This is a genomic window from Undibacterium sp. FW305-107 (assembly GCF_058788535.1).
In genome coordinates, this window is the sequence record NZ_JBYTAV010000004.1 from 130,068 (window position 1) to 147,944 (window position 17,877).

10 protein-coding genes are annotated in these 17,877 nt (G+C 51.8%); all 10 read right to left on the reverse strand.

Features of this window, described 5'->3' with window-relative positions; translation table 11 throughout:
- Window positions 1-104 precede the first annotated feature (104 nt).
- The 10 genes from AC3WQT_RS10190 to AC3WQT_RS10235 all read right to left on the reverse strand — a co-directional run bounded on the left by AC3WQT_RS10190 (window position 105) and on the right by AC3WQT_RS10235 (window position 17,869).
- Window positions 105-3,722, reverse strand: a complete 3,618-nt coding sequence (locus AC3WQT_RS10190) for an indolepyruvate ferredoxin oxidoreductase family protein (protein ID WP_492703765.1) — start codon at window positions 3,720-3,722, stop codon at window positions 105-107.
- 438 nt (window positions 3,723-4,160) lie between these two features.
- Window positions 4,161-4,643, reverse strand: a complete 483-nt coding sequence (locus AC3WQT_RS10195) for a hypothetical protein (protein WP_492703766.1) — start codon at window positions 4,641-4,643, stop codon at window positions 4,161-4,163.
- 89 nt (window positions 4,644-4,732) lie between these two features.
- Window positions 4,733-5,995 (reverse strand): sugar MFS transporter, encoded by a 1,263-nt coding sequence (locus AC3WQT_RS10200; RefSeq protein WP_492704145.1) that lies wholly within the window; start codon window positions 5,993-5,995, stop codon window positions 4,733-4,735.
- A 47-nt stretch (window positions 5,996-6,042) separates the two neighbouring features.
- Complete coding sequence (locus AC3WQT_RS10205) at window positions 6,043-7,044, reverse strand: glucokinase (protein ID WP_492703767.1); 1,002 nt, start codon at window positions 7,042-7,044, stop codon at window positions 6,043-6,045.
- Window positions 7,041-9,629 carry a glycoside hydrolase family 3 protein gene (locus tag AC3WQT_RS10210; protein WP_492703768.1) on the reverse strand — a complete coding sequence of 863 codons (2,589 nt, stop codon included), beginning with the start codon at window positions 9,627-9,629 and terminating at the stop codon, window positions 7,041-7,043. The genes AC3WQT_RS10205 and AC3WQT_RS10210 overlap by 4 nt, the downstream gene beginning before the upstream one ends.
- A gap of 113 nt (window positions 9,630-9,742) precedes the next feature.
- Window positions 9,743-10,573, reverse strand: a complete 831-nt coding sequence (locus tag AC3WQT_RS10215; protein WP_492703769.1) for a glycoside hydrolase family 16 protein — start codon at window positions 10,571-10,573, stop codon at window positions 9,743-9,745.
- Window positions 10,574-10,637: 64 nt separating this feature from the next.
- On the reverse strand, window positions 10,638-13,337 hold the full coding sequence (locus AC3WQT_RS10220; RefSeq protein WP_492703770.1) for a TonB-dependent receptor: 2,700 nt from the start codon (window positions 13,335-13,337) through the stop codon (window positions 10,638-10,640).
- A 330-nt stretch (window positions 13,338-13,667) separates the two neighbouring features.
- Window positions 13,668-15,113 (reverse strand): GH1 family beta-glucosidase, encoded by a 1,446-nt coding sequence (locus tag AC3WQT_RS10225; protein ID WP_492703771.1) that lies wholly within the window; start codon window positions 15,111-15,113, stop codon window positions 13,668-13,670.
- 589 nt (window positions 15,114-15,702) lie between these two features.
- On the reverse strand, window positions 15,703-16,731 hold the full coding sequence (locus AC3WQT_RS10230; protein WP_492704147.1) for a LacI family DNA-binding transcriptional regulator: 1,029 nt from the start codon (window positions 16,729-16,731) through the stop codon (window positions 15,703-15,705).
- A gap of 76 nt (window positions 16,732-16,807) precedes the next feature.
- Window positions 16,808-17,869, reverse strand: coding sequence for an ABC transporter ATP-binding protein (locus tag AC3WQT_RS10235; RefSeq protein ID WP_492703772.1), 1,062 nt, complete (start codon window positions 17,867-17,869; stop codon window positions 16,808-16,810).
- Between the last annotated feature and the right edge of the window lie 8 nt (window positions 17,870-17,877).

Here is a 17,877-nt window from a genome sequence, read left to right on the forward strand (position 1 = left end):
ATTGAAAAAACTTATCTACCCGTACAATTAGCTACAGCAACATCACTGATGCCACTCTGGCAAGGCAGGTTTTTCACCTAACTTGCCAGATTGCCATTAGGAAATTACGCCACGCGCGATACTTCCTTGATCACTACAGGTGTCTGAGGATTCAGCAAGACTGACTTCTCTGCATGATACGCCTGCATGGCCTTTTCTTTGACATGGCCGTAACCGCGTATCTTTTCAGGCAGGTTCGCCAGGGAGATGGCCTGTTCGAGGTTGTCTGCATTCAAACCTGCTGCCAGTTTTTCCATAAGGGCTGTGTATTCAACGATGAGCGCGCGCTCGGCCTTGCGTTCTTCTGTGCGGCCAAAGATATCCAGTGCTGTGCCACGCAAGCCCTTGAGTTTAGCCAGCAGCTTGAATGCCTGCCAGATCCAGGAACCATATTGCGCCTTGACCAGATGGCCCTGCCCGTCTTTCTTCGAGAAGATAGGGGGTGCCAGATTGAATTTCAGGCTGAAATCGCCTTCAAACTGTTGCTTGAGTTTTGCCGTGAAATCGCCATTGGTGTACAGGCGTGCGACTTCATATTCGTCCTTGTAGGCCATGAGCTTGAACGCATATTTGGCAACTGCCATGCTGAACTTGTTACCAGCGTTCAATGCAGATTCAGCCTTGCGGACCTTATCGACCAGGTCCACATATTGTTGGGCATAGGTGGCATTCTGGTAATCCGTCAATACCGCAATACGGCGTTTGATGAGTGCATCCAGGCTTTGCGGCATCTGGATGACAACAGGCTGGCCAGGGATGGCGATTTTTTCAACGCGGGCAAAATCCACCGCTGCACGGCGGCCCCAGAGGAAGGCTTTCTTGTTGGCTTCGATCGCCACGCCATTCAGTTCTATCGCCCGTAGCAAGGCTGTTTCAGATACTGGTATCGCACCCTTCTGATAAGCAAAACCGAGCATGAACAAATTGGTGGCGATGGAGTCGCCCATCAAGGCGGTTGCCAGTTTGGTGGCATTGATGAAATCAACATTGCCACCGACTGATTCTGAGATCAGGTGCTCTACTGATTCCAGCGGGAATTGCCAGTCAGGGTTCTTCGCAAACGGGCCAGTCGGTTGTTCATGGGTATTGATGACAGCACGGGTACGGCCTGCGCGCATCTTGGAAATCGCGTCATGTGCGCCAGCGGTCAAAATATCGCAACCCAAAATCAGGTCAGCTTCACCAGTCGCAATGCGCTGTGCACGCAATTTGTCAGCCTGGTTGACGATGCGTATATGCGAAGTCACTGAGCCATTTTTTTGCGACATGCCTGTCATGTCGAGTACCGACGCGCCCTTGCCTTCCAGATGTGCGGCCATGCCCAGCAGGGCACCAACCGTGATCACGCCTGTGCCGCCTATGCCGTTCAACAGGATATTGTAAGAGCTTTCACAGGCAGGCAATTGTGGTTCTGGCAGTGCACCAAAGTCATCGGTCTTTGCCGTACCTGTCTTGGACTTGACCAGCTTGCCGCCTTCTACAGTGACAAAACTCGGACAGAAACCTTTGACGCAGGAATAATCCTTATTGCAGGATGACTGGTCTATGCTGCGCTTGCGGCCAAATTCTGTTTCCACCGGCATGATGGAAGTACAGTTGGATTGCACACCACAGTCACCGCAGCCTTCGCAAACGGCTTCATTGATGAACATGCGCTGGTTGGGGTCGGGGAATTCGCCTTTTTTGCGGCGGCGGCGTTTTTCCGCAGCACAGGTCTGGTCGTAAATGAGTACGGTCGCGCCGGGGATGTCGCGCAACTCACGCTGCACCGCATCCATGTCCTTGCGGTCATGCAGGGTCAGAAAGCTCGGCAGGTTGGAGCGATCGGTATAACGCGACAAATCCTCAGTCACCAGGGCGATGCGCTTGACACCTTCTGCCGCCATCTGCTGTGCCATCATAGGTACACTGATAATGCCATCGACAGGCTGACCACCCGTCATGGCAACGGCATCGTTATACAAAATCTTGTAGGTGATATTGACCTTCGCAGCGACGGCTGCGCGTATTGCCAGGTAGCCGGAATGGAAATAAGTACCGTCCCCCAGGTTCTGGAACACATGCGGCAAAGTCGAGAATGCGGCCTGCCCTATCCACGGCGCACCTTCGCCACCCATATGGGTCGTCAGTTTATTGAATTCAGGGTAAATCGCGGTTGCCATGACGTGGCAACCGATACCAGCCAGTGCCAGGCTACCCTCCGGCACCTTGGTCGAGGTATTGTGCGGGCAGCCTGAGCAATAGTAAGCTGGGCGTGCTGGTGTATTGACCTGTTTGCTGAGCACGACATCCTTGGCTTCCAAAAACGCCAGGCGCGCCTTGATGAGGTCACTGGTATGGAAACGGGATATGCGGGAAGAAATCACGCGGGCAATCTGTGCTACTGAAAAGTCAGCTTTAGATGTCAACAGCCATTCACCACGCGGATGTACCCATTCGCCTTTTTCATCGAACTTACCGATGACGCGCGGGCGCACATCATCGCGCCAGTTATACAGTTGTTCCTTGAGCTGGTACTCGACCATCTGGCGTTTTTCTTCGACTACCAGTATCTCATCCAGACCCTGGGCAAATTCCCGCACACCATCCGGTTCCAGCGGCCATGGCATGGATACCTTGAACAGACGTATGCCTATCTCGGCAGCGAATTTCTCATCGATGCCCAGTTCTTCCAGCGCTTCCAGCACATCGAGATAAGACTTGCCTGAGGCAACGATGCCCAGGCGCGCAGTCGGGCTGTCTATGGTGACATGGTTGAGTTTGTTGATACGGGCATAAGCCAGGGCTGCATAGATTTTGTAATCCTGCATCAGGGCTTCCTGCTTGCGTGCCTGGATACCCAGGGTGTCCAGTGACAAACGGGTGTTCAGGCCACCTTCAGGCATGACAAAGTCTTGCGGTATCTTGATTTGCAGACGGAAAGGATCGGCATCCACAGACGAGGTGGACTCTACCGTATCCGCCAGCGCCTTGAAGCCGACAGCGCAGCCAGAGAAACGCGACATGGCCCAGGCATGCAAGCCCAGGTCCAGGTATTCCTGCACATTGCTGGGATACAGCATGGGGATCATGCAGGCAGAGAAAATATGGTCAGACTGGTGTGGCAGAGTCGATGAATACGCACCATGGTCATCACCAGCCACCAGCAAGACACCGCCATGTTTGGATGTGCCTGCATGGTTCATATGCTTGAAGACATCGGCGCTGCGATCCACGCCCGGGCCTTTGCCATACCACATGCCAAATACACCATCGTATTTGGCCGGGCCTATCAGGTCTACCGTCTGCGAGCCCCAGACTGAGGTGGCGGCCAGGTCTTCATTGACGCCGGGCACGAACTGCACATGGTTTTGCTCCAGCAGTTTTTTGGTTTTCCACAATGTTTCATCCAGGCCACCCAGAGGGGAACCACGATAACCGGAAATAAATCCCGCCGTATTCAAGCCCGCAGCAAGGTCGCGCTGGCGCTGCATCATGGGCAGTCTTACCAGTGCTTGTATACCTGACAAAAAGATCGTGCCGCTGTTCGACGTATATTTATCGTCGAGTTGCACATCATTCAATTGCGGGGGCCTGGCGATCTGGCTGGCTTCGAGTGCATCGCTGGATGCTTCTTGATTGCTATTGCCTGTTCTGGCAAGGGACGAGAGTCCAGCAGACTCCATGGTGGTGTCGGATGACATAAGGTGGCTCCAAAATTTGTGATTTAGATCGCAAAGAGCATGCGTTGCATCCGGTAAGACACAATTTTGCTCAGAGCCTATAGCGAGGTATCAGAGATAGGCTCTCGTTGCGTTGGTAGTGATAACTACCATTTTATTCGAATTCGACACAAAATTCGATATCAAGACGCTATCTGTATCACATCTGCCAACGTCAGATATGCTACGAAGGTGCTTGAGACCAAGCTGGTCGAATCAAAGAGACATCAAAAGAAGCTTTCGAAATTTCGCTGCAGCGCTTCTTCGACTTCCTTTGAAATCTGCTGTGTTCACAGTGTAGGTGGAATACGTCTTTGTGGAAAATATGGAATTAAAATATGGGTATCATGAAAAATGATACCCATGTCATACAAGCATGAACTTGCGCTCAAGGGGAAATTGACGATGGGCTGAAAAACCTCAGTATGTGCGTTTCCATACAGCACGCAAGCCCAACGCGAAGAATATGCCTATCGCCAGCCAGATCACGGAAGCGACTATTTCAAAAGTATCCAGCCGCTTCAACCATGCAGGGTTAATCATGATCAGGGGGAAAAAGATCAGACCACGCACTACGCAGATAAAAGCGACCACAAACAAACCTGTGCGCAGCAATGGCAGGCGGTGCACAAAACCAGCCGCTGAAAAAGCATACAGGCTGCATAACCACATCAAGGCAGTGATCAGCAAAGTGCTGACCGGAGCAAGCCAGGTGCCTTGACGGGCTGACTCGACTACCGAGGGTGGTGCATGGAAAAAGTGGATCCAGTCTGCGCCACCGAGCAAGGCAATGATGTGCAACAAGCCACCAAGAAAAGCCGAGATACCTGCCAGTGTCGCCCAGGGTTCTTTTTTTGTTGTAGTCATTTCTTTGCCGTCGGCTTGCGTATGGAGAGCGCTCATTATTGTTCATAAACATACTTCACGCAAAAAAAAAAACGGGAGCATATAGCTCCCGCAATCTCCTGTAACGAAGAAAAAATTAATCCAGTTTATTTGGTCGAGTACATGCCTGCATAACGTATGCCGAAATACAGGATGAAGGTATAGCAGGCTGCAGGCACATAGAAAGACACGTGCAGGCCTATGCTGTCGGCAAGGTAGCCTTGCAGGAAAGGGACGAGGGCACCGCCGACGATAGCCATGCACAAAATACCTGAACCCTGCCCCGTCAATGGCCCAAGCTTGTTCAGGGCCATGCTGAAGATGGTCGGGAACATGATGGAATTGCACAGACCCACCGCCAGTATCGCCCACATCGCGAACGAACCATGACTATAGATGGCAGTGAGTATCAGGATGATGGCGGCAGCCGAATTAAATGCCAGGGTCTTGCCAGGACTGACCTTGCGCATGACGGCAAAACCGATGAAGCGGCCTACCATGGCACCGCCCCAATAAAAACCGACATAGTGAGCGGCGACTGCCGGTGTCAAGCCACCTACATCTGCCTCACCCAGGAAATTGATGAGGAAGCTGCCTATGCTGACCTCACCACCCACATACAGGAAAATACCGATGGCCCCCATGACCAGATGACCATGCGACAATACCGATGCTCTACCGGTGCTGACTGTCGTATCGCTGTCTTCTGCGTGAGTAATTTTGGGCAGCCTTGCAAAAGCAAACAAGACAGCCAGCAACAGCAATGCCCCCGCCAGCATCAGGTAGGGCATTTGCACTGCAGCACCGGCGCTGGCACGATACGTGACTTGTTCTGCCGCTGGCAACTGATTGATCTCTACTGCTGTCAGTGCAGCACCAGATAAAATCAATATGCCGCCAAGTACAGGAGCTACTGTGGTGCCCAGGGAATTGAAGGCTTGCGTCAAAGTCAGGCGACTGGATGCAGTCTTTGCTTCACCCAGTACAGTGACATAGGGATTGGCCGCCACCTGCAAAACCGTGATACCGGAAGCCAGAACAAAAAATGCCAGCAGGAACAGCGCGTAGCTGCCCATGGAAGCAGGATAAAACATGGCACAACCAATGGCAGCAATCACCAGGCCAGTCACCGCGCCATGTTGATAGCCAATTTTCCTGATCAGCATGCCAGCCGGTATTGAGACAATAAAGTAAGCGCCAAAAAAACAAAACTGCACCAGTGTCGCCTGCACATAGCTGAGGGTGTAAATCGATTTCAGATGCGGGATCAGCACATCATTGAGTGAGGTCAGAAACCCCCACATGAAAAACAAAATCGTCACGATGACGAGAGAACTGGTCTGGCTTCTGGCATTGCCATCAGACGTCACGGCAGCAGTTGTCGGTAGTGAAGTTTCCAAGATATAGCTCCTTGTAGTTAATTTTTTTCCTGCTTGCCCAGATGATCAGCCAGCATGGCTGACACACCCAGGAAGGCCGGATATTCTTCAGTGATCAGGTAAGTTGGTATCTGCGCCAGAAAACTGCTGAGCCGCCCCTTGGCTTCAAAGCGCTGACGGAATGCCGATGCAGCAAACAAAGGCCCCAGCCTGGGGACTATGCCACCACCTATATACATGCCGCCCGTTGCGCCAAGAGTCAGCGCAACATTACCGGCCATGCTGCCGAGGATGGCGCAGAAATGCTCTACCGTGCGCAGGCAGTCTGCGCAACTGCCATCCAGTGCACGGCGCGTGATATCTGCTGCATCCAGGGTCTTGCCAGAGATGGCAGCACAGATCAATTCCAGCCCCTTGCCCGACAACAGGCGCTCTGCCGAGACATGCTCATATTGTTGCCACAGTGATTCGAGTATGCGCATTTCTTCCCGGCTTACTGGCGCAAAGCTGGCATGCCCGCCTTCACTGGACAAGGCTGCCCAGGAATTACCTGCGGGGATAATGCCGGATACACCCAGCCCCGTACCAGCACCTATCAGGCCGATAGCCGAACCCGGTACATCAGCGCCACCACCAATTTTCTGCAACTGGCTGGCATCGAGATAAGGCAAGGCCATGGCAAGCGCAGTGAAGTCATTGATGACCAGCAGGCTGCTGAAGTCCAGTTGCTCACGCACGGCAGAAATGGAAAAACTCCAGTGATGATTCGTCATGCGAACGTTGTCACCATCAATGGGGTTGGCGATCGCAATAGCAGCGTGCGCTATTCTTGCATCATGTCTGATCTGCACTTGCCTGACTGTAGTGCTGGCGAGATAGCTTTTAATCGCACCCGGCAGACTGGGGTAATCAATGCAGGCCAGCACGCTGATCGCCTCAAACTGACGCTCTGCGGTTTCCAGCGCAAAACGTGCATTGGTGCCACCTATATCGGCCAGCAGGCGCGGGTAAGTCTGGTTGGTCTTCTGACTGAACATCATTTCAACTCTGCGCAGTTCAAGGTGTCCTGGTCTTTTGCCGCACCACCGACGATTTGTATATTCGTGAAGGCGGCACTGAAAGCGGCTGTGCTGCTGACGCTGAACGGAACATCCACACTATTAAGCTTGACGCCTTTCGCAGTGAAACAGGACAGGGGGACTTTGATGGTCTGCTTTTCTTTCTTGCCAGCCAGGCGTTTGAAGGCTTCAGTCACATCCACACTGGCACTGCAATGGCTGCGGCTGTTGCCACCACAGTGCATGGACAGGCTGACTGTGCCTGCAGGTGCAGTTGCAACGATGGTGTCAAAGCTCAATGCGCCATCCTTGCTGGCAAAGGCAGGTATGGCTTTGCCTTGCGCAGCACGGGCTTCCATGCGTGCGGCACCGCTCCAGCTGACCAGCTTGGCATCTTGCTGGCTATTGACCTGCGCAGTCTGGACGCTGATGCCGGGCATATTCAATACGCGGTTCAGATCCGCCCCTACCGCCTGCTGTTCATTACCGCTGACGACATACAGAGGATAAGTTGCACGGTCAGTCTGATTGAATACCGGATAAGCATTCGTCACACCGCAACCACCGGAAGGATATTTACTATCGAGCTTTCCAATTTTTGTCTTGCTGGAATAGTTGAGTCCATAGCCAAGCTTGAACAGAGGCGAATAGTTAGCCTCATCAAAATTCAGGCTGGTCTGGCACACTGATTTTGGCCATGAGAATGACAGCGTGCCCTTGAAGTCATGCGCCACTTTGCCGTCAGCGGCACGGAACAAGACATCGGCTACGCCCTTGCCTTCCGATCCCGGCAACCAGGCGGCGACAAAACTGTCAGACAGATTCAACAAGTCATTCACATACAACGGGCGGCCAGAGACAAACAGCGTCACTACAGGTTTACCCTTACCTGCTACTGCCTGCAACACCGCCAGGTCTTCAGGGTAGCGGCCACTATGACGCAAAGTACCAGCGGGGCCGATGTCGCCATACATTTCTGCATACGGTGTTTCACCGATGACGGCTATCACGGCATCAAAGCGGCTGAGATCCACACCCCTGGCATCTGCACTGAACTCAACATTGGCATCACCCACGGCTGCCTTGATGCCCGTCAGTATGGAATCAGCATTCGGGAAGTCTGCATTTTTATTGTCCGTACCTTGCCAGGTCAGCGACCAGCCACCAGTCTGATTGGAGATATCATCCGCAGTCTTGCCAACTACCAGGATTTTTTTGTTGCGTGTCAGTGGCAAAGTCGCTCCATCGTTCTTCAACAAGACCAGGGATTCACGCACGGCCTGCCTGGCCAGCTCACGGTCTTGCAAGGCATCCTGTTTGCCTGCATAGGTATTTTCAGATGGCTTTTTACCGAACAAGCCTGCCCGTAACTTGACGCGTATGATGCGCGTCACTGCATCATCTATCCTGCTCATGGGTATTTCGCCAGACTTGACCTGGGCGATGGTGTTGCTGATGAAAGCCTTCCAGACATCCGGTACCATGACCATATCAATACCGGCATTAATCGCTTGTGGGCAACTGTCGTTGCGGCAGCCAGGTACTTCACCTATACCATCCCAGTCGGTGACGATGAAACCATCGAAGCCCATTTTTGTTTTGAGCACATCTGTCAGCAGGGCCTTGCTGCCATGCATCTTGCCGTAGTTGGCGCCTGAGGTTTTATCGTTCCAGCTATTGTAAGAGGCCATCACGGTTTGCGCGCCTGCTGCCAGCGCGGTCATATAGCCTTGCGCATGCACATTGAGCATCTGCGTATTGGTGGACAGGTTGACACCCCTGTCCTTGCCCTGGTCCGTACCGCCATCACCCATGAAGTGCTTGGCAGTGGCAATCACATTGCCATCCTCCATGAATGAGCCCTGCAAGCCTTTTACATATTCACCGGCATACTGGCGCACCAGTGCGCCATCTTCAGAAAAGCTTTCATAAGTACGCCCCCATCTGTCATCACGCACTACCGCCAACGTAGGGCCGAATACCCAGGCAATGCCTGTGGCGCGCACAGACTTGCCCATGGAGCGACCTATCTGCGCCGCCAGTTGCGGGTTGTGGGCAGCGCCCAGGCCGATATTGTGCGGGAACAGGGTTGCGCCGTAGACGTTGCTATTGCCGTGTATGGCATCGATACCCCAGACCACAGGCACTTTGACGGCCATGTCAGTCGCCATCGATGCTTCATAATATTTATCCGCCAGCGTAACCCAGTCAGCCGCCGTGCCGCGCTTGTTATTGCGGTCTGGCCAGCTGCCACCACCATTCAGGACAGAACCCAGGTAATAGCGACGGACATCCTCCGGCGTGATGGACTTGATTTCAGGCTGTGTCATCTGGCCTATTTTTTGTTCCAGCGTCATGCTTGCGACAATCGCAGCGACCTTGGCTTCAATTGCGGGGTCCTTGCTGATGGTACTCTGAACCTGCGGCCAGGCTGAGAGGTTATTGGCAGGCATATTGCCAGGGCCAAATTGCTGCGAATTGCCAGTCGCAGCCAAGCTGATATTTCCCGCGCTGTAAGCCAGCATCAGGGCTGAGCCTAGTCCAAGTACGCCTGTCTTTAATTTCATGTTTTTACTCTTTATCGTTAGTGAATCATCTGATCCACTTTGTCTCTGGATAAACGGATACTGCCTGCTTTTTACTGCTGAACCACATACTAATTTTTACGCCTGTTTTGCGTTTACGATTTGCGCTTGAATACACGCACATAATCCACCAGCATCTGTTGCGGGAACGCCGTGCTGGCATCGGGTGCGCCTGGCCAGTCACCACCTGTGGCCAGATTCAGAATAAGGAAATGCGGATGATCAAACACCCACTTGCCCGCCAACTGATCAGGGTGGACTGTGTGATATTGAATGCCGTCCACATACCAGCGTATTTCTGCGGCTTCCCATTCAACGGCATAGATGTGATAGTCATCGGCGAATTTGCCACTGGCCAGGCTGTATGGCTTGCCATTACCCTGCGCACCTGAATAGCCGGGGCCGTGCACCGTGCCATGTATGGTGGCAGGCTCTCTGCCTATGTTTTCCATGATGTCTATCTCGCCGCAATTGGGCCAGCCTGCGGTGCCTATGTTATTACCCAGCATCCAGAAGGCAGGCCAGGTGCCCTGGCCTGCGGGGATTTTTATACGGGCTTCAAAGCGGCCATAAGCTGTTTCCTGCAAGCCAGCAGTCTTGATGCGGGCTGAGGTATATTCGCGGCCTGAATAATTTTCTTTGCGTGCTTCGATGATCAGTTTGCCATCGGCGAGACGCAAGTTCTCTGTGCGACTGGTATAGAACTGCAATTCATGATTACCCCAGCCATCGCCACCGGTTTCTTCTTGCCATTTGCGGTGATCAAGCGTGCTTCCGTCAAATTCATCTTGCCAGACCAATTCCCAGACCGGGCTACTGACTTGCGTGGTAACGCTGGGTTCGAGCACGGGGACTGCAACCTGGGTAGCGCTACCACCGCAGGCACACAAAAAAAACAGGCAAGCAAGAGTAAGGTATTTTTTCATATGGAACTGATCCCTGTCGACAACAGCATGGCCTGCAAATACAGGCCATGCTGTCAGGCCTACATCAATAACTTACACCTACACGTACACCAAAAGAACGCTGGTCTATATAGCTGGCGCCCATTTTGCCGCCACCTGCATTCCAGCCATTGGTCTTGGCTTTGGCGTCGGTGAAATTGCGTATATAAGCTTCAGCAAACCATTTGTCATTCGGCGCTACCAGTTTCAGCGACACATCGCCCTTGGCATAGGCTTTCTGTGTCAGACCAATATGGGCATTGTCAAAATTGCGCAGGTCGAAATACACCTTGTCTTGCCAACGCATGCCTATCCATGGTGTCAGAGTATAACCATTGTCGAATGCAAACTCTTGCGAGAAATTCATGCCAAAAGTAAATTTAGGCGCATTCGGCATTTGGTTGCCTTCCAGATTGTAAGCACGGCGGCCACGCAATCTGTCATCAGTACCCAGATAAACTGCCGGACAGGGAACTGCACCAAACTCTGCGCGCTGGTCACAGGCATATCCATCATCATAGGAATCATAATCATGGATCACGCTTTTCAGGTAACTGAAGAAGCCCCCCAGTTTGGCACCCGGCCATGGACGATAATCCCACTCGGTTTCTATACCTGACAAATTGACTTTGGCAACATTGACTGTCTGCCACGCAGTTGCCACGTCACAAGTCGGTGCCCATGACGGGCAAGGCAGGTTGTCTGGCGTCGTGACCTTGGCCAGGAAGTTGCTGCCGGTTTGCTGCATGTCTTTATACTGCATGGCAAACAGGACGACGGACAAGGCCAGACGGTTATCCAGCAATTTGCCTTTGTAACCCAATTCAAAATTGGTGACAGTTTCTGGCTTATAGGTCAAGTAGGTTATCTGTTCTTTTTTATTGTCACCATACACGCAGGTAGTCTGGCCGCACTTGTTGGTACGGTCACCAAAGCCGCCGGATTTATAGCCAGTGGCCAAAGCCGCGTACACCATATCGCTTGGCGTCAACTGCGCTTGCAGACCGAGACGATAGGTGCCTTTACTCCAGCTGTCGCTATGGTCATTATTGGTGCCGGGACCATAACCCGCATAGGCGGCTGCACCACCGAGGGAACCCATTTGCGGCGTGATCTGGTTGCCATTTGGGGTACGGTAACTGTCAGTACCTGGGGTACCATAATCAAACATGCCGTTGTAGTAGCCATAGCTTTGGCCACCCCAGCTATTGCCACCATAATTCATACCACCTACGTCGGTCTTGGTATCACGTGTGTAGCGTGCGCCCACCGTAGCTGTCCAGACCGGAGTGAATTTCCAGTCCGCCTGTGCGAACAGGGCCTTGGAATCGATTTGACGGTCAGGCTGCGCGTAGAACTGGCTGATAGGGATATTGTTGGGGCCATAGTGCATCTGTTCCTGGCCAAAGTTGATGGCATTCTTTTCATGCATCCAGAATGCGCCAGCCACATACTGCCAGTTATCAAAACTCTGCTTCAGTTGCAGCTCATTCACGGTAGAGAGGTATTTGGAATTCAGGGTACGCGTGAGGTTATCCGAGATAGGCCAGACTGACCAGTTACCGTCTACCGGATTGCGGCCAGTGACTTCAAAAGCATAGGGCGAGACGCCACCATCATCATCATGCAGCTGGCTGCGTTTCTGGTTCGCATACACAAAGCCGTATTCCAGCGTCGTGTTCTTGTTCATGTTCCAAATAGCCTTGGATCGAACAGTATCAATAGTCATATCGACTTTGCCCGGTACATTGATGAGCACATCGTACTGACCACGCACACAAGCCCAGCGCGTACCGGCAGACTGATCACAATCACGCATGCCTATATAGCCAGCACCAGAGTCCTGGAAATGTTCATAGGCAAGTTGCCATTCCAGGTCATTGTTGACCTTCAGTCTGGCAGCCAAACGTCCTGCCCACTGGTTCTGGTTATTATAGCCATCAGCCTTGGATACCTTGCTGTTGAAACGCTGGGTCACATCAGGTATGCCGTCCGGCTTCCAGCCCAATGCCGGAATATTCGCTTCCGAGAAGTCCTGCATCTGGTTGAACGGACTGTCCCGTGTCACCTTCATCAAAGTAGCACGCAGGGCCAGGTTGTCATTCACTGCAATATTCTGTATGACATTCAGGTTGCGCAAGTTCAGGCTGCCAGTTTCCAGAGAAGCACTGCCATAGGTAGAACCAAATTCCGGTTTGGCCGGTATGATATTGATACTGCCTGCGGTTGAATTGCGGCCAAACAAAGTACCTTGCGGACCGCGTAATACTTCTACCTGGTCAAGATCAAACATCAGCGCTTGTGCACCTTGTGGACGCGGCGAATACAGGCCATCTATATGCAAGCCGGCAGAAGGGTCACCGATCTCGGTGAAGTTGGTGGCAGTAATGCCGCGTATGGTGATCTTGACGGCAGAGTCATTGGCCTGTCCATCCATTTGCACATTCGGCAATTCGCCGGAGATACCTGCCAGATTATTAATGCCTTGCTTGGTCAGTTTTTCCTGGCTGAAGGCAGTCACTGCCAATGGTGTTTTTAATAAAGATGTGGCGCGGCGGGTTGCGGTAACGGTAATTTCCTGTACTTCGTTTTTATCTGCGTCTGCTTTTTTTGTTTTGGATTTGCTATCTACTTCTGCGACTTTACTGCTTTCCTGATCTTGTGCCCATGTATAAGCTGTCAACTGTGCGCAGGCGCTGGCTACGGCCAGGCTTATCAGGGTACGCTTGGTTATTTGATGAAACATCATGTCTCCCATATTTTTTCAGTTATCGGCTGACGGTAGTGAACCTCACTAGCGGTCGCCGTGGTCCGCACATGGCTTGCATGCGCGTCTTACTGGTATTTTTTTGTTTTGGCTGGCATCTTTTTGCGCCATGCACATGTATTGCTGAAAACACTGCCCTGCATTACCCATAATGAATTAGTCATGGATGGATAATTCAATAATGGGAAGGTTTCCAATTTTATCGAAAATGCATATTGCTACCCCCGTTTCTGTTTGTCAATGAAAATGTGTTCGTGGTACGCCCCGATATATCCTGCATGCGACAGACATATCGATTACATCTGCCTGCTAGGCAACTGAGGATGCCTGCTGTTGTTGCGCTGCAGTAGTTACAGCAAACGTATCGTCTTTTGCTTTTCCTGCTCCCAGCAAAAAATCCCGGTACCAATGCGCGCTTAGTTTTAGTGTGCGTTTTTGCGTGACGAAGTCGACATACACAATGCCAAACCTGCGCGAGCAACCTTCAGCCCATTCGAAGTTATCCAGCAAACTCCAGAGGAAGTAGCCCTTGACCTGACAACCCAGGCGTATCGCGTCCTTGACAGCCAACAGATGGCGTATCAGATAGTCGCGGCGCAATTCATCCCTGATCTGGCCATCATCATCAAGATGGTCATCATAGGTCGCACCGTTCTCTGTGATGTACATGGCATGCGGCTGATAATCGTCCTGTATGCGCTTGAGCAAACTGGTCATGCCTTCTGGAGCGATTTCCCAGCCAAAGGCAGTACGCTCAACACCTACCGCATCCACCAGGCGCGTATTCAATGGCGATGCGCCGGGTGCGTGTTCTATGATTTCAGGAAAATAGAAATTCACCCCCAGAAAATCAGTGGAAACTGCCATGGCCTGCAGATCCCCTTCGTGTACCACCGGGACATATTCTCCCAGCGCCTGCCAGACATCCTGAGGGTAGCCACGGCCATACAGGGGATCGAGATACCAGCGATTGCGCAAGCCATCGTGCAAGCGGGCCGCCGCGAAGTCTTCAGGCTTGTCGCTGGCTGCAGAAATAGGATGGAGATTCAGTGCCAGGCCTATTCTGGCATCTGCGACATTGGCACGTATTACCGGCGTTGCCAGACCGTGCGACAGCAAGACATGATGGCATACCTGGATTGCTGTCTTGAAGTCTTTGATGCCTGGCGCATGGATGCCGTCCGCATGTCCCAGCATGGCTGTACACCAGGGCTCATTGTGGGTAATCCAGTGCTTGACCCTGTCACCCAGATGCTCTGTGACGACATCGGCAAATTCAACAAAAGCGTGCACGGTATCACGCGATGCCCAGCCGCCCTGGTCTTGCAGGTATTGCGGCAAATCCCAGTGATACAGTGTGGCCCAGGGTTGCAGGCCACGCTCCAGCATGCCATCTACCAAACGCGAATAGAATGCCAGCCCCTCAGGATTTGGTTTGCTGCCAGGCCCGGAAAATATGCGTGGCCAGGAAATGGAGAAACGGTAAGCATTGCTGCCCAGGCTTTGTGCAATATCCAGATCTTCAGGCCAGTGATGATAATGGTCAGAGGCTACGGCGCCACTGCTGCCATCACGTATGGTCCCTGCTTGCTCACAAAAACTATCCCAGATGGATGGAACGCGGCCATCTGTCGCTGCCGCGCCTTCTATCTGATAGGCAGAGGTTGCAGTACCCCATAAAAAGTCGCTGTTAAAATCTGTGCGCTGCAACTGTGTAGCAAGTGACGGAACTGCATGAAGAAGATTTTTGCTCATATTTTGCTTGCTCAATCTAAAGTTGATTCAAATTAAAATTATTTGGAAAGGTTTCCAATTGCGATTAAAAAATTTTGAGTATTTGCTACTCAGAATTTTTGTACGCGCTTATTGCAAACTCTTTCCTGTGTCCCCACCAACTGCTGTCTGCTCCATGGATCAAGATGGGTGAGCTGGCTACCCCCCGCATGCCCAGGCTTTTGCAGACATTAGCCAGGACATCTACGGCGACCCGTAGCCATGCCCCGCGTGCACTTTGCATCAGTCCAAGCTTAAATCCTGAGGCACTGCTGTTCTACTATCCTACAGGCTGAAATTACTTAAATTTCAGCATCTACCATTCACAAATATTTGATATAGCTATTCAGATACGGTGAAATAATAATCAGCTTTTAATTGCATGGAAAGGTTTCCATAATTTCATAAAAAAAATGAATAGTCAAGAAAACCATTCATTCTTTTTAAACTTATTTGCGCTATTTCTACAACAGACTTTCACACCACAAATTCAGGCAGATTCAAGCACACTCAACAAATTCCTCTGCTGCCTTGTCTGAATTCTAAAGCTAAAAACCAATCGTCATGGTCATTAGCCAGCCTTGTTTCGTTGCTGCACAGGTTTGGCCAGGGAGGCGCGCATGGTCACCTTGATCGGGTAATCACGTGTGACTGGTCTTCTAAGTCCATAGCAACGATTCAATAGTTCATTCAATGCACTGAGCGTGACATCGCGCCATGGAATATGTACCGAAGTCAGTGGCGGCGCAGCATAGGCGGCACTCATGGTGTCATCGTAACCGATGACGGAAACATCATGCGGTACGGAAATGCCAGCCTGCTGGAAGAAGGACAAGGCTCCCAGTGCCATTTCATCATTCGCGCAAAACAGGGCGGTAAAGGGGCGGCCTGATTCCAATAATTCTTTGGCACAATTCCAGCCACCTTCGGGTGAAAAATCACTCTCGGCTATCCACATCTTGCCTGTATCAATTCCTGCATGGCTGAGTTCGCCAAGGAAGCCATTAATTCGTTCCACATTATCCGGCGCGGTCGATGGACCGGCGATGACAGCGATATGTTTATGCTTGAATTCAAGCAGGGCGCGCGCAGCCATGACACCGCCTTGCACATGGTCAGCAGCAAAGCATTGGTCAGCGATGGTTTTTGAATCATGATTCAAAACAACCAGACGGTCACGTTTTGGGCCGAGGATAGAAAAATCTTCGTCCGTCAACACATTGCTCATGACGATGAGACCATCGCAACCACGTTCCATCAAAAACTCTATGCCTTCGACCCCCTGCCGCCGTTCATCACCTATACCGACGCCGAATGCGACCACCATATGCAAACCGGCCAGGCGCAATTCTGTATCAATAGACTGCAGGATGGGCATATAGAAAGTACCCTTGAGTACAGGAATATATACACCTATCATTTGCGAATTGCCCGACAACAGGCTGCGTGCCGCATGTGAGGGGCGAAAATCCAGCTCAGCAATCGCCTTGCGCACACGTTCCTGCGTCTTTAAAGACACCGACCCTTTGCCGCTGACGACGCGTGAAGCCGTACCCAGTCCCACACCCGCCAGGCGGGCCACATCCTTGATAGTCGCCACTTGATTCTTTTCCATGTTTATCATCCGGCCAGTATATTAAAAATTTACCCCGACTATCGTAAATTATCTTCTTCAATCACAAACGTGACTCTGTTTTTGCATCAAACAGGGAAACCCTGTCGGTGTGGATATCAAAGCGCACCGTCTCGCCCAGAATAAACTGCCGGTTCTCATGATCCAGCAAACACAACTGCTGCTTACCCATAGACAACCATAAGAGTTGATGATTACCCATGGGTTCCAACAGGCTGAGCGCACCACTGTATGCGCCATCTGCCTTCACCTGCATATATTCTGGCCTTATACCCAAAATCACATCCTGCGCTGACGATGTTGTCTGAGACGCATAAGCCGATAAATCCAGGTTGATCACTTCATTACCAAACTGCTTATCTTCATTGAGCTTGCCGGCAATAAAGTTCATGGCTGGCGCGCCCAGGAACCCTGCCACAAACAGGTTTGCCGGTCGCTCATATACTTCGGACGGTGTACCGAGTTGCTGTATCTTGCCAGCCCGCATGACGACTATACGGCTGGCCAGGGTCATGGCTTCCACCTGATCGTGCGTCACATACAACATGGTGGAACCAAGATTCTGATGCAGCAGCTTGAGTTCGCGGCGCAATTCTGTACGCAACTTGGCATCCAGGTTTGATAGTGGTTCGTCAAACAAAAACACCCTGGCTTCCCTGACCAGGGCACGGCCTATCGCCACCCTTTGTCTTTGCCCACCGGATAGCTGCGCTGGCTTGCGCTGTAGCAGAGCCTGCAATTGCAGCATCTCTGCCACCCTTGTGATACGGGCTTGTATTTCTGGCTTGGCAATACCATTGATGCGCAAGCCGAAAGACATATTCTTTTCCACCGTCATGGTCGGGTAAAGCGCATAGGATTGAAACACCATGCCTATCTGCCTGTCACTCGGCTCGGCGTAGCTAACATCCTTGCCTGCGATTTCTATGCTGCCTGCGGCAATATCAATCAGCCCGGCTATGCTGTGCAGCAAGGTAGATTTTCCGCAACCGGATGGTCCCAGCAAGACCAGGAATTCGCCCTCTTCCACATCCAGATCCAGTTGATCGATGATCTTTTGTCCGCTCAGCTGTATACCCAGATTCTTGAGACTTACATATGCCATGCACCCGC